The following is a 13738-nucleotide window of genomic DNA, read 5'->3' as shown; positions in this document are numbered from 1 at the left end:
TTATACCTTCGCCACGAGTGGGCGACCCAGCAGGCCTTGAGGACGGAAAATCAGGATAAGCACCAACAGCCCGAAACTGAACACGTCTTTGTAATCGGAGTTGATCAGGCCGGAGAACTGCGACTCGGCAACCCCCAGGATCAAGCCGCCCAACATGGCACCCGGCAGCGAGCCGATCCCGCCCAGCACTGCGGCAGTGAACGCCTTGATGCCGATGATGAAGCCGGCATAGAAGTCGAACGTGCCGTAATTCATGGTGATCAGCACACCGGCCAGCGCCGCCATGGCAGCACCGATGATGAACACGTAGGAGATGACCCGATCAGTGTTGATGCCCAGAATCGACGCCATCTTGCGGTCCTGCTGCGTGGCGCGGCACATGCGGCCCAGCTTTGTGTATTTGATGATGTAGGTCAGCACGCCCATGCCGACAAAAGCGGCGATGAGAATGAAGATCTTGGTGTAGGTAATTTGCACAAAGCCGCTGCCAATCTCGAAGCGCCACGCACCTTCAAGCAACGTGGGCACGCCCTGCTGGCGAGCGCCCTGACTGATCTGCGCGTAGTTTTGCAGGATCAGGGAAATACCGATGGCGCTGATCAGCGGTGCCAGCCGGGTCGAGTTGCGCAGCGGCTTGTAGGCCACGCGCTCGATGACAAACCCGTATACCCCCGTCACCACGATGGTGAAGACCAGTGTGCCGAGAATCAGGAATGGAAAGGATTCCAGTCCGAAGAAAGACAGAACCGCCAGACCGATAGCGGCCAGGTAGGCGGAAATCATATAAACGTCGCCGTGGGCGAAGTTGATCATGCCGATGATGCCGTAGACCATCGTATAGCCGATGGCGATGAGGCCATAGACAGACCCGAGGGTGAGTCCGTTGACCATTTGTTGCAGGAAGATCCCATCCATCACGCACGCTCACACTGAAAGGCAGCTCAGCACCCCGCCGATCACACCCTCGTGAGGTGCGACCGACAGGTCCGAAAACAATAAAAGAGATGCAGGCTCGCTCATGGGCGAGCCCATCACCGGGTCAGCGTCTGCCGGGCAGAACTGACACGAGGTCTATCTCACTTCTGTTTTTCGAGTTGCTTGTATTTGCCGGCGGCGTCCCACTGGTAAACAACATAGTCGGAAACTTTCAGGTCGCCTTTGGCATCCCAGGCTTTTTCACCCATGACGGTCTTGACCGGGTGCGCTTTAAGCCACTCTGCGGCTTTGTCGCCCTTGTTGGATTTGGCACCATTGAAACCGGCAGCCAGGGCCTGTATCGAAGCGTACGCGTAGAGGGTATAGCCTTCAGGCTCGTAACCAGACTTGCGGAATTGGTCCACGACTGCCTTGCTGTCCGGCAGTACGCGCGGGTCGGCACCGAAGGTCATGTACACGCCGTCTACGTATTGCGCACCACCGGCAGTGGTGACCAGTTCGTCAGTCACGATACCGTCATCAGACATGAACTTGACGTCCTTGAGGCCCTGCTCGCGCATCTGGCGAACCAGTGGACCGGCTTCCGGATGCAGGCCACCGAAGTACACAACGTCGGCACCGGTCGAACGGATTTTCGTTACCAGCGCACTGAAATCCTTTTCGCCTCGGGTCAGACCCTCCTCAAGTACCGGCTTCACGCCACGCGCTACCAGTTGTTTGGCAGTGGCATCAGCAAGCCCTTTACCGTAGGTGTCCTTGTCATTGATGACCGCGACTTTCTTGCCCTTGAGCACATCAACGATGTAATCACCGGCGACCACACCTTGCTGATCGTCACGACCGCACATACGGAACATTTCCTTCAGGCCACGCTCGGTCACCGTCGGGTTGGTCGAACCCGGCGTGATGGCAATTACTCCCGCATCGCTGTAAACCTCTGAAGCAGGAATGGTCGACGACGAGCAGAAGTGCCCGACCACGCCGATCACTTTGTCCTGGTCAACCAGACGGTTGGCCACTGCCACGGCCTGTTTCGGCTCACAGGCGTCATCGCCCGCGACCAGCACGATTTTTTCCCCGTTCACACCGCCCGCCGCGTTGATCGCGTCGGCCGCAGCCTGCGCACCTTTCATGTACTGCAGCCCAAATGATGCGTTCGCGCCGGTCATCGGACCCGCAACACCGATTTTCACGTCCGCCTGTGCAAACGAAGACACGCCCAATGCAGTTGCCACTGCGATTGCCAGAAAACCTTTCCTGTAAAACGTATGCGACATGAGTGGTGCTCCTGAGGATATTTTTTTAATTAGCAGTGCGGTTACATGATTGCCCGGATACGCGTTTGCTTAGAGCAAGGCTCGTGCCATCACTTTTTCCTTATTGAAAATGTCATGCGTTTCCAGCCATTCAGTAACACGACTGCTCAAGTCGCAGGCCGTACAACCGCTTGAGACGCCAAAGGTGCAACCCTCCCCATAAAAAGGGCAACCCAAGCCGGATCAAATAGCAACCCGACCCAATACCTTTGGACAACCCACCTGTAACAACACGCGTCACCGAATTGCACACGCCCGGTGCGCGAACGCTACGAGACGCACCATTTGAGGCTAGCGGATTCAGCCGCAACTGCCGGAATCAACGCCTTAATCTGAAACACACGTCACGCAAGCGCAGTAATAACCTTCCCGCATGCGACCGACAAACGACCTTTAAGCGAGATATCATTCCGATTATTCATAGTGCCCGTGTCTGCACCCTCGCGCCTCGAACAGAGAAACCATCATGCTGAACAAACGTCATCTGCCCTCGATAGCCGCATTGCAATGCTTTGAGGCGGTGACCCGGCACCTGAGCTTCACCCGCGCGGCCGAAGAACTCAACCTGACCCAGAGCGCCGTCAGCAAACAGGTTGCGCAGCTTGAGGAGCTGGTTCAGCACCTGCTGTTTCAGCGCGTCCGCCGCCGTTTGCAGTTGACGCCAGCCGGGGCGCTGTATCTGGCCGAAGTGCGCAAGATCCTGACCCAGATAGAGATGTCCACTCACTTCCTGCGCTCTTACGGCGGAGAAACCGAGGTACTGCGGGTGTCCACGCCCTCGACGTTCGGTGCCCGGTGGCTGGTGCCACGCCTGAAGGGCTGGCGCTTGCGTCATCCGCATATTCACCTGGACCTGATCAACGAACAGGAGTCTGACGACCTGATCAAAGGACGTTGCGACGTGTCGTTCTACTTCGGTCAGGCCGCCATACCGGGCGCGGAAAGCGTGAAGCTGTTTGGCGAAGAACTGGTAGCGGTGTGTTCACCCGAGAGCCTGCCGGTTGAACCCCTCAGCGACCCGACTCAGTTGAGCGAACTGGTCCTGCTACAGAATGCCTTCCGCCCCGAGGCCTGGCACGAATGGTTCGAAAGCCAGGGTTATCACACCGACCATAGCTATCACGGGCCGCGTTTTGAGACGTTCTATATGTGCATCCGCGCCGCACAGGTCGGCTGCGGTGTCGCGCTGTTGCCACGCTTTCTGGTCGAGGAAGAACTGGCAGAGAACAAGCTGGTAATTGCATGGGATTACGCATTGCCCAGCACTAACAGTGCGTACTACCTGTCCTATCCGGAACACACTGCCGACGTGCCCAAAATCCGGGTTTTTCTGCAGTGGATGCTGGAACAGTTGGATCAACCGGCCCGTTAAGGGCGACAATGCCCACCCATCCGGCCGTGAGCTTTCCGTGGTGACAGACAGGAAGTCGCGGGTCCGACATTATCCGGCTGCTCTGGAGAGCCCGATTCAATGAGCGAGAGCGCCTTTTCAAATCGTATCGTGCAAAGCCTGCTCGACACCGATTTCTACAAGCTGACCATGATGCAGGCGGTGCTGCACAACTACCCCAACGTCGACGTTGAGTGGGAGTTTCGGTGCCGCAACGGGGAGGATCTTCGCCCCTACCTGGACGAGATCAGACACCAGATCGAGTTGCTGTGCGAGCTGTCCCTGAGCCCGGAACACCTGGCTTTTCTGGAGCGCATCACGTTCATAAAACCGGACTTTCTGAGGTTTCTGGGACTGTTCCGCTTTAACACCCGCTATGTGAAAACCAGCATCGAAAACGATGAGCTGTGCATTCGTCTGCACGGTCCCTAGCTGCACGTCATTCTGTTCGAAGTGCCACTGCTGGCGATCGTCAGTGAGGTGCGTAACCGACACCGCTATCCTGACACCCTGCTCAGTCAGGCGCGGGATCGTCTGTATGACAAGTTCGAATGGCTGACCACTCATGCCACGGCCGATGAACTGGCCGAGCTGAAAGTGGCGGACTTCGGCACGCGCAGGCGTTTTTCCTATCGTGTGCAGGAAGAAATGCTTGGCGTCCTGAAAAACGATTTCCCAGGCCAGTTTGTCGGCACCAGCAACGTTCATCTGGCCCGTCAGCTTGACCTGAAACCCTTGGGCACCATGGCTCACGAATGGATCATGGCCCATCAGCAGCTGGGACCGCGCCTGATCGACAGTCAGATCGCCGCGCTTGATTGCTGGGTCCGCGAGTACCGCGGCCTGCTGGGGATCGCGCTGACAGACTGCATCACCACTGACGCATTCCTGAATGACTTCGATCTGTACTTCGCCAAACTGTTCGACGGTTTGCGCCATGATTCGGGCGACCCGGTGAAGTGGGCCGAAAAATGCATCTCGCATTACCAGAAGCTCGGTATCGACCCGATGAGCAAGACGCTGGTGTTTTCCGACGGGCTGAACCTGCCCAAGGCACTCGACATCTTCCGGGCGTTACGCGGACGCATCAATGTCAGCTTCGGGATCGGCACCAACCTGACCGCCGACATACCCGGCATCGCGCCCATGAACATGGTGCTGAAAATGACCGCATGCGCCGGTCAGGCTGTGGCAAAGATTTCCGACGAGCCCGGCAAGACGCAGTGCAAGGACCCGAACTTTGTCGCCTACCTGCGACATGTGTTCAAGGTGCCGGATTTGCCGAGCCCTGAAAAACCAGCTTGAATTGTCCTATTTACGAGGAGTGAATCATGCACGCCGTACAGCGCCAGATTGCTGAACAGCTCAAGGTCCAGCCACCTTTCGCGGACCAGAACGCGCTACAGGCCGAAGTCGCCCGCCGCGTCAGTTTCATCAAGGAATGCCTGCAGAACGCACGGCTCAAGACCCTGGTGCTCGGCATCAGCGGCGGGGTCGACTCACTGACGGCCGGCTTGCTCGCTCAGCGTGCGGTGAAGGAATTGCGCGCGAGCACAGGCGATAACAGCTACCGCTTTATCGCCGTGCGTCTGCCCTATGTCGTGCAGGCCGATGAGCACGAAGCCCAGGCCTCGGTCGACTTCATCGAGCCGGACGAGCGCCATACCATCAACATCGGTAGCAGCGTCAAGGCGCTGGCTGCCGAGGTGAAGGCGTTTGACGGTCTTCCAGCCAGCTCGGTGGATTTCGTTCTCGGCAACACCAAGGCGCGCATGCGCATGGTCGCGCAGTACACCGTCGCCGGCGCTTATCAGGGTCTGGTGATCGGTACTGACCACGCTGCCGAAGCGGTCATGGGCTTCTTCACCAAGTTCGGCGACGGCGCATGCGATCTGGCACCGTTGAGCGGTCTGGTGAAAAACCAGGTACGCGCTATTGCCCGCCATTTCGGCGCACCGGAATCACTGGTCGAGAAAGTACCGACGGCGGACCTGGAAGACCTGTCCCCCGGCAAACCGGACGAAGCCTCGCACGGCGTGACCTACGCCGAGATCGACGCTTTCCTGCACGGTGAACCAGTACGTGAGGAAGCCTTCAAGATCATCTGCGAAACCTACGCCAAGACCCAGCACAAACGCGAGCTGCCGTACGCGCCGTGAGTGGGTGCGTGCGGAACGAGAGAGCAGCAACACCATCGTGCCCATGCTCCGCGTGGGTACGCCTTTCTGGACGCTCTGCGTCCGTTTCTGAATGTGCGGCGCGGCACAGTTCTGTGACGCAGAGCGTCACCCACGGCATTCCCACGCAGGAGCGTGCGGAACGATAATCTCAATTATCGTGCGACGCTCTGCGTCTGGTCTTGCGTTTGCGGCGCGGCGCATATCTGCGACGCGGAGCGTCAACCAAGGCATCCCCGCGCTGGAGCGTGCGGAACGATAATCTCAACTATCGTGCGACGCTCTGCGTCTGGTCTTGCGTTTGCGGCGCGGCGCATATCTGCGACGCGGAGCGTCAACCAAGGCATCCCCACGCTGCAGCGTGCGGAACGATAATCTCAACTATCGTGCGACGCTCTGCGTCGGCATGCCGTTCTGGACGCTCCGCGTCCTCGTTCGGGGGCGTGTCGTTACTTCAGGGTCACAGCGCCTTTCATCATGCTGATGTGCCCTAGAAATGTGCAGAAGAACTGGTATTCCTGTGCCGGGTCCAGCTTCGATACATCAAAGGTAACCGAGTCTTTTTCACCAGCGCCGATGACTTTGGTGTGGGCGATGACGCGGCTGTCGTCGGGCTTCAGGTAATCCTTGTCGATGCCGACAGCCATGCCGTCGGTAACGATTGCCTGGGTATCGGACTTCTTGCTCAGCACCCAGTTATGGCCCATGACATTCTTCGGCAGGCTGCCGGAGTGCGTCAGGTTGACGGTGAATTCCTTGCAGCTCTTGTCTATCTCAATGGCTTTGGTGTTGTACATCATTTGATCGGTCGAATCGACTGTGGCCGAACACTCGGCAGCCAGCAACTGGCTACTGGCCAACGACAACAGCGAAATCGCTACAAGCTTGCGAATCATTTGAATCTCCAGGGCAGGACTTGATTAACGTGATAACTGACGTAAGAAGAGAGTGCCCGATCAGGGCCGGGGTTCCAAGGACGTGCGTCAAATGGTCCCTCGGGCGCTCGCGACGGAGCGCCCTTCTGAAGAACGATTCACGGGAGCAGGTAATTAGGCGCTGACCGGCATCACCGTCACCCGGACATCGGGATCATGCGTGCCGCCGCCCAGAATCACGCCGCGCAAAGGCGAGACGTCAGAAAAGTCCCGTCCCCAGGCCAGGCTGATGTGCTCCAGCGCAGGTTGCACATTGTTGGTGGGGTCGAAGTCGACCCAGCCAGAAGCCGGACAGAACACCGATACCCAGGCATGCGAGGCATCGGCACCGATCAAGCGGGGCTGGCCCGGTGGTGGCTGGGTCAGCAGATAGCCACTTACGTAGCGCGCGGCCAGACCTCGAGAGCGCAGGCACGCCAGCATCAAGTGGGCGAAGTCCTGACACACCCCCCGTCGCCGCTCCAGCACTTCCACCAGGGGCGTGGCGACCTGAGTCGCCTCTTCATCGAAGGTGAATTCGTCGAAAATCTTTTCCATCAGGGCCTGTACGCACAGCAACAACGGGCGGCCCGGCGGGAAACAGACCTGCGAGAATTCGACGAACGAACGCTTCAGGTGAACATAGGGGGATTCGAAGCGATAGCGGCAGGCCTCCAGAATATCAGCAGTCATCGGCTTGGCGCTGTAAGTCAGCGCACTGCGGGTCACTTCCCATTCCGGCGACAGATTGAAGTCCAGAAACGGCTTCTCCATGACCTCGATACGCAACCGCGCATTGACTTGCAACTCGTCGTGCGGACGCTCGAACGCCAGTCGGGTCAGCGGGTTGCCGAACACATCCAGCTCATCACGGCGCGTGGTAGGCTCCGGAAAAATCTCGAGTGCCTGCTCGGTGCAACGCTGCCACGGGCTGCTGCGCGGCCAGAGATGCGCCAGTTGCTGAGCCAGCGAAACCGGGCTGTCGTACTTGTAATGCGTGTCATGAAAAATCTGGTAGAAGGCGCTCATCAGACAGATACCGTGCGTTGGCTGACGTCATCGACGTGAGCAAAATGGCGCAGCGCCAGGCGGTCGGAGGCCTGCCCACTGCTGTCACCAATGCTCTGCAGCAGATCGGCCAGCCCGTCGAGAACAGCGTCGATGCTGCTCTGACCGAACAGCGGGTTCTCCAGACTGCCAAGGTCAAATGCGGCGAGACGCTGAGCCAGCACCGCCAGGCTGCTGTCACGCGGCGCATCGAACTCGTCGTTCAGGCGGCGCAGCGAGCGTTGCACCAGCTTGAGCTGAAACAGCACCGCATGCGGGTTCTGCTCATCAAGCAACAAAAGGTCCAGCACCGGAATCAGGTGCGGCACGGCCATGTACCGCGAACGATAAGTGATGCTGCTGTTGCCCAGCTCCAGCAACCACTCCAGCCCGGCTTTCTCCGAGACTGCCGAGCCGCGCAAGAACGCTGCCAGACTGGTGCTGAGAAACTTCAGGCGCTCGATACGTCGCCCGATCATCAAAAAGCTCCAGCCTTCGTCGCGGGTCATGTCGTCCAGCGCAAAACCGGAAAGCGCTGCCAGAGACATCACCAGACGGTTGAGAAAAGCCAGCAGCTCGCCAAAATCCGGCTCTTCGGTTTCCAGGCTTGAGGCTTCGCGCTGCAATTCCACCAGCGCCTGCCAGTTTTCCCGTGAGAGCTTGCCGCGCACTTGCGAAGCGGCCCACTGCAAACGCTGCAAATTGGCGCGCAGGCTGAACGGCCACTCGTCGCCCAGCAGAGCAACCAGCAGGCGATCCTTCAACTCTTCGCCCTCCTCGGCTTCGGGCAGCATGCCCAGGCTCTCGGCCAGCGCGACGGCCGCCTGCAACGCGAGGGGATCGTCGTCATCGACATAGCGCGTCAACATGATGCGCAGCAGGCGAGCACTGTCGTCGCAACGTTCGCAGTAACGCCCGAACCAGAACAGGTTCTCCACCACCCGCGACGGCAGGTAAGGATCACGGCGAATCAGGTCATAGACACCCAGCGTGCGCTGCCCCTTCCAGGGCTCGCCAAGGTGCGAGCGTTCGCCCAGCACCCAGGTGTCCTTGCTCGCACCGCCGCGCTGCATCGACACCACGTCGGCATCGGCTTCGGCGGCCACTCGGGTCAGGCCGCCCGGTAGCACGCGATAGCCGTCAAGGCTGGCCACTGCGTAGACACGCATGCCGATGGCGCGCGGCTGCAAACCGGTACCATCGGCCTGCAGCACCGGTGCATGAGACAACTGCGCCAGCTCCTGGGCGACGTAGGCATAGGGGCGCGACTGCATGCGCAGGGCAAGCGCGTTGCGCTGCTCCTCATTCAAGTCGCGACCGAACACCGGGGCGAAGTGCTGCGAAGGAAATGCAGGTTTGATCAACAGATCGGGCAGTTTCTCCAGCGCTTGCGCCAGCACGGGCGGTTCTCCGCACCACCAGGTTGCGACCGATGGCAGGATCAGATCTTCGCCAAACAGGTACTGACTGATTTTCGGCAAAAAGCCCAGCAGGCCAGGCGACTCCAGAACACCACTGCCCAATGCGTTGGCGACCAGCACATTGCCCTGACGCACAGCCTCCAGCAGCCCCGGCACACCGAGCGCGGAATCGGTACGTAATTCCAGAGGATCGCAGAAGTCGTCGTCCAGACGGCGCATGATCGCGTGAACCCGACGCAAGCCGCTGAGGGTTTTCAGGTAAACAGTGGCATCGCGTACGGTCAGATCGCCGCCCTCGACCAGCGGATAACCCAACTGCCGCGCTAAATACAAATGCTCGAAGTAACTTTCGTTGAAACGCCCCGGCGTCAGCAGCACCACCAGAGGCGCCTCGCTGCTGGTCGGTGCCTGCCGGGCAAGCGTCTGTTGCAATGCGTCGAAGAAACCCGAGAGGTGCCGGACTTGCAGGTCACGATAGGTTTCCGGCAAGGCACGCGCGACGCTCTGGCGATTTTCCAGTGCATAACCAGCACCCGAAGGCGCCTGGGTGCGGTCGGCAGTCACCCACCAGCGCCCGTCCGGGGTACGTGCCAGATCGACCGCGTACATATGCAGGAACGTGCCTTCGGGAGGTTTTACGCCCTGACACGGCCACAGAAAGTTGTTATGGCCAAATACCAGTTCAGCGGGCAGCAGGCCATTGGCAATCAGCGTCTGCGGGCCGTAAAGGTCCGCCAGCACCGCGTTGAGCAGCCGTGCACGCTGGGCAATACCTGCCGCCACGTGCTGCCACTCATCGGCCGCAATGATGTGCGGCAACAGGTCCAGCTCCCATGGGCGGTCCGCGCCTTTGGGGTCGGCGTAAACGTTATAGGTGACACCGTTTTCCTGGATCTGCCGGGTCAGCAAGGCTTGGCGCTGGATCAGTTGCGCCGAGGTGCTGCGTTGCATGTGTTCGTACAGACGACGCCAGTGCGGGCGGACGGCACCGTCGGCATCGAGCATTTCGTGGTAAGTACCCTCGGACAGCGGGTAATGGTCAAGCAGGTCGGGCATGGAAGGCTCGGCAGGCAACGTAAGGACTTCAGATTAGTGCAGTCAGATGTCACGTCCGTGTGCATCTGACGCACAGAGCCACTGTTTTTCTAATGCAGACGCATATCCAGCGTCATCGGCAGCTCGTCGTTAATGTTGAGCGACGGAACGTCCAGTTTGCCCGGGGTGTGACCGATGCGGAAGAAACGTGACAGGCGACGACTTTCCGCTTCGTTGGCGTTGACCGGCAAGGTTTCGTAGTTACGGCCGCCCGGATGGGCGACATGATACTCGCAGCCACCCAGCGAGCGGTGCATCCAGGTGTCGAGCAGATCAAAAACCAGTGGCGCGTGGACGCCGATGGTCGGTTGCAGGCAGTTGGCCGGTTGCCAGGCGCGATAACGCACACCCGCGACGAACTCGCCAACCCGTCCAGTGGGCTGCAAAGGCACCGCGACGCCGTTGCAGGTCAATACGTAGCGCTGCGGTGGTAGCCCGCTGAGATGCACCTGCAAGCGCTCCAGCGACGAATCGACGTAGCGCACCGCGCCACCGGCCGAGCCTTCTTCACCCAGAACGTGCCAGGGCTCCAGCGCCTGCCGCAGCTCCAGCTCGATGCCATTGACGGCGTAATCACCCACTTTCGGAAAGCGAAACTCCAAATGCGCAGAGAACCAGTCGGCCTGCACCGGGTAGCCTGCCGAGTTGAGGTCGGCGACCACATCGGCGAAATCCTGCTCGATGAAGTGCGGCAGCATGAAGCGATCATGCAATTGCGTGCCCCAGCGTGCCAGCTTGGCCGGTGCATAGGGTTCACGCCAGAAACGCGCCACCAGTGCGCGTAGCAGTAACTGCTGCGCCAGGCTCATGCGCGCATGCGGCGGCATCTCGAAGGCACGCAGCTCCAGCAGGCCAAGACGCCCGGTCGCACCATCGGGCGAGTACAGCTTGTCGATACAGAATTCGGCGCGATGGGTATTGCCGGTGACGTCGATCAACAGATTGCGCAACAGACGATCGACGATCCACGGCGCGACTTCTTCACCAGGCTCCGGCATCTGTGCGAAGGCGATTTCCATTTCATAAAGCGAGTCGTTGCGCGCCTCATCGATGCGTGGTGCCTGGGACGTCGGGCCGATGAACAGGCCGGAAAACAGATACGATAGCGAAGGATGGTTGTGCCAATAGCTGATCAGACTGCGCAGCAGGTCTGGACGACGCAAAAACGGCGAATCCGCCGGTGTCGCACCGCCCAGCACGAAGTGGTTGCCGCCGCCTGTGCCGGTGTGGCGGCCGTCGATCATGAATTTCTCTGTGGTCAGACGTGTGAGACGCGCCTGCTCGTAAAGAAACTCGGTGCGCTCGACCAACTCGTCCCAACTGGCGGACGGCTGCACGTTGACCTCGATCACACCAGGGTCCGGGGTAATGCGGAAGTTACACAGACGCGGATCGCTCGGTGGCTCGTAGCCTTCCAGCAGAATCGGGCATTGCAGTTCTTCAGCGGTCGCTTCGATCACGGCCACCAGTTCAAGGTATTCCTCAAGCTTTTGCAGTGGCGGCATAAACAGATACAGACGCCCGTCGCGCGCTTCGGCACACAGCGCCGTACGAGTCAGCCAGTCGGCCGACTCATCGATTTTCGGTGAGCGTTCGGCGTCGATATCTGTGGACTTGAGCGCCGAGGTCAGCGAGTCGCTGTCGGCAAGCTCCGGGAAGTCCTGGTTATGATCGGTCGGATGAATGAACGGGTACTCCGCCGCCTTGACCCAGGGTTGCGAGGCCAATGGCAGGCGATAGCCCAGCGCGGAATCACCCGGCACCAGACGGCAGTGTTCGTCACGCAAGTACCAGCGGCCACTCTGCCAGCTATCGCCGCCTGCATTACGGGCCAACGGCAGGACCTGACCAATCATCTTGTCCAGCCCCTGAGCGAAGACCTTGCGCAGACGCGCGCGCTCCAGCTCATCACCCAGCCGCGAGTCTTCGGCAGTCACGTTGACTGGCAATGCGCCTTCGCGCCACAGGTAGTAGAAATTGTCTTCGTAAGCCGGAAAAACGAAACGGGCCGGTAGTTTCAGACGCTCGGCAACGCTGGCCAGAAAGCGCCCGGCCAGCTCGCCGGTAGCGCCGTAATCCTGGGTTTCATCGGCGATCAGCGCATTGTTGCGCCAGACCGGTTTGCCATCCTTGCGCCAGAAACAGTTCAGTGACCAGCGTGGCAACTGTTCGCCCGGATACCATTTGCCCTGGCCAAAATGCACGATCCCCAGTGGCGCGTAATGCGCGCGCATGCGCTGAAACAGCTCGGCAGACAGCTCGCGCTTGCGAGGCCCCAGCGCAGCCGTGTTCCATTCGGCACCGTCGCGATCATCGATGGACACGAACGTCGGTTCGCCGCCCATGGTCAGGCGCACGTCGTCACGCGTCAGGTCCGCGTCGATCTGTCGGCCGAGGGACTGAATGTCCTGCCATTGCTCTTCGGTGTACGGCTTGGTGACCCGCGGGGCCTCCCAGATGCGCTCGACCGACATTTCGTGGCTGAAATCGGTTTCGCACGGCTCGACCAGACCGCTGATCGGCGCTGCGGAAGACGGTTCCGGGCTGCACGCCAGCGGAATATGCCCTTCGCCTGCAAAGAGGCCGGAAGTAGCATCCAGACCGACCCAGCCAGCACCCGGCAGATAGACCTCGCACCAGGCATGCAGGTCTGTGAAGTCGACATCAGTGCCCGACGGCCCGTCCAGCGCCTCGACATCGGCCTTGAGCTGGATGAGATAGCCCGATACAAATCGCGCCGCCATACCCAGATGGCGCAACAGCTGCACCAGCAGCCACGCGGAGTCACGGCAAGAGCCTGAAGCGTTTTCCAGGGTGAATTCCGGGGTCTGCACACCCGGTTCCATACGGATCAGGTAAGCGACGTCCTGACTCAGGCGCTGGTTGAGGCCCACCAGAAAGTCGATGGCGGGTATCGGCTCGCGACTGATGCTGTCCAGATACGCCTGAAATCTTGGGGTCAGCGGCAGTTTTTCCAGGTACGGCGCCAGCTCGCGCTGTTCTTCGCTGGCATAGTTGAAGGGGATGTTTTCGGCGTAAGGCTCCAGAAAGAAATCGAACGGATTGAACACCGCCATCTCGGCGACCAGATCGACCTCGACGCGAAATTCCCTGGTCTTTTCCGGGAAGACCAGACGCGCCAGGTAATTACCTTGAGGATCCTGCTGCCAGTTGATGAAGTGGTTTTCGGGCAGGACTTTCAGCGAATACGACAGTACGCGCGTGCGGCTGTGAGCGGCCGGGCGCAGGCGAACGATCTGAGGACCCAGTTCGACCGCGCGTTCGTAGCGATAGTGCGTGACATGGTGCAAGGCAATATGAATCGACACGGCGTGCCTCCTGCGAGCCTGAACGGTAATTGAGCCGCGCAAGACTTATGCCATCCGGTCAAAGTCGTGCGCCAACGAGAGTGACATTCCCCGCCCGATCAGGCGCAGCACCA

At 59.8% G+C, this 13738-nt stretch carries 8 protein-coding genes and 1 pseudogene; 3 read left to right on the top strand and 6 right to left on the bottom strand.

All coding sequences use genetic code 11. The features are described 5' to 3' along the window. A complete protein-coding gene (locus tag LJU29_RS02675; protein WP_002551844.1) occupies positions 1-915 on the bottom strand; it encodes an ABC transporter permease subunit in 915 nt (304 codons plus the stop codon). 161 nt (positions 916-1076) lie between these two features. Next, positions 1077-2213 carry a branched-chain amino acid ABC transporter substrate-binding protein gene (locus LJU29_RS02670; RefSeq protein ID WP_054996597.1) on the bottom strand — a complete coding sequence of 379 codons (1137 nt, stop codon included), beginning with the start codon at positions 2211-2213 and terminating at the stop codon, positions 1077-1079. A gap of 505 nt (positions 2214-2718) precedes the next feature. Here LJU29_RS02670 and LJU29_RS02665 point away from each other — a divergent pair. The 3 genes and pseudogenes from LJU29_RS02665 to nadE all read left to right on the top strand — a co-directional run bounded on the left by LJU29_RS02665 (position 2719) and on the right by nadE (position 5801). Further along, a complete protein-coding gene (locus LJU29_RS02665) occupies positions 2719-3624 on the top strand; it encodes a LysR substrate-binding domain-containing protein (protein ID WP_010193576.1) in 906 nt (301 codons plus the stop codon). A gap of 99 nt (positions 3625-3723) precedes the next feature. Next, positions 3724-4947 (top strand): annotated as a pseudogene (gene pncB / locus LJU29_RS02660) (nicotinate phosphoribosyltransferase). 26 nt (positions 4948-4973) lie between these two features. After that, on the top strand, positions 4974-5801 hold the full coding sequence (nadE, locus tag LJU29_RS02655) for an NAD(+) synthase (RefSeq protein ID WP_004654655.1): 828 nt from the start codon (positions 4974-4976) through the stop codon (positions 5799-5801). 467 nt (positions 5802-6268) lie between these two features. Here nadE and azu read toward each other — a convergent pair whose 3' ends face one another. The 4 genes from azu to LJU29_RS02635 all read right to left on the bottom strand — a co-directional run bounded on the left by azu (position 6269) and on the right by LJU29_RS02635 (position 13625). Beyond that, a complete protein-coding gene (gene azu / locus LJU29_RS02650; protein WP_257111610.1) occupies positions 6269-6715 on the bottom strand; it encodes an azurin in 447 nt (148 codons plus the stop codon). A 153-nt stretch (positions 6716-6868) separates the two neighbouring features. Beyond that, on the bottom strand, positions 6869-7762 hold the full coding sequence (locus tag LJU29_RS02645) for a transglutaminase family protein (protein WP_054996760.1): 894 nt from the start codon (positions 7760-7762) through the stop codon (positions 6869-6871). Next, a complete protein-coding gene (locus LJU29_RS02640) occupies positions 7762-10257 on the bottom strand; it encodes a circularly permuted type 2 ATP-grasp protein (protein WP_257111609.1) in 2496 nt (831 codons plus the stop codon). The genes LJU29_RS02645 and LJU29_RS02640 overlap by 1 nt, the downstream gene beginning before the upstream one ends. Before the next feature lie 89 nt (positions 10258-10346). Next, positions 10347-13625 (bottom strand): transglutaminase family protein, encoded by a 3279-nt coding sequence (locus LJU29_RS02635; protein ID WP_054077137.1) that lies wholly within the window; start codon positions 13623-13625, stop codon positions 10347-10349. Positions 13626-13738: the final 113 nt, after the last annotated feature.

The organism is Pseudomonas ficuserectae (assembly GCF_024584585.1).
Taxonomy (GTDB): domain Bacteria; phylum Pseudomonadota; class Gammaproteobacteria; order Pseudomonadales; family Pseudomonadaceae; genus Aquipseudomonas; species Aquipseudomonas amygdali.
This window is presented reverse-complemented; position numbering and strand designations above follow the sequence as displayed.

What these genes read in the sequence shown, in the direction of transcription:
- LJU29_RS02675 (WP_002551844.1), bottom strand. Translation starts at nt 915, where the DNA reads ATGGATGGGATCTTCCTGCAACAAATGGTCAACGGACTCACCCTCGGG.
- LJU29_RS02670 (WP_054996597.1), bottom strand. Translation starts at nt 2,213, where the DNA reads ATGTCGCATACGTTTTACAGGAAAGGTTTTCTGGCAATCGCAGTGGCA.
- LJU29_RS02665 (WP_010193576.1), top strand. Translation starts at nt 2,719, where the DNA reads ATGCTGAACAAACGTCATCTGCCCTCGATAGCCGCATTGCAATGCTTT.
- nadE (WP_004654655.1), top strand. Translation starts at nt 4,974, where the DNA reads ATGCACGCCGTACAGCGCCAGATTGCTGAACAGCTCAAGGTCCAGCCA.
- azu (WP_257111610.1), bottom strand. Translation starts at nt 6,715, where the DNA reads ATGATTCGCAAGCTTGTAGCGATTTCGCTGTTGTCGTTGGCCAGTAGC.
- LJU29_RS02645 (WP_054996760.1), bottom strand. Translation starts at nt 7,762, where the DNA reads ATGAGCGCCTTCTACCAGATTTTTCATGACACGCATTACAAGTACGAC.
- LJU29_RS02640 (WP_257111609.1), bottom strand. Translation starts at nt 10,257, where the DNA reads ATGCCCGACCTGCTTGACCATTACCCGCTGTCCGAGGGTACTTACCAC.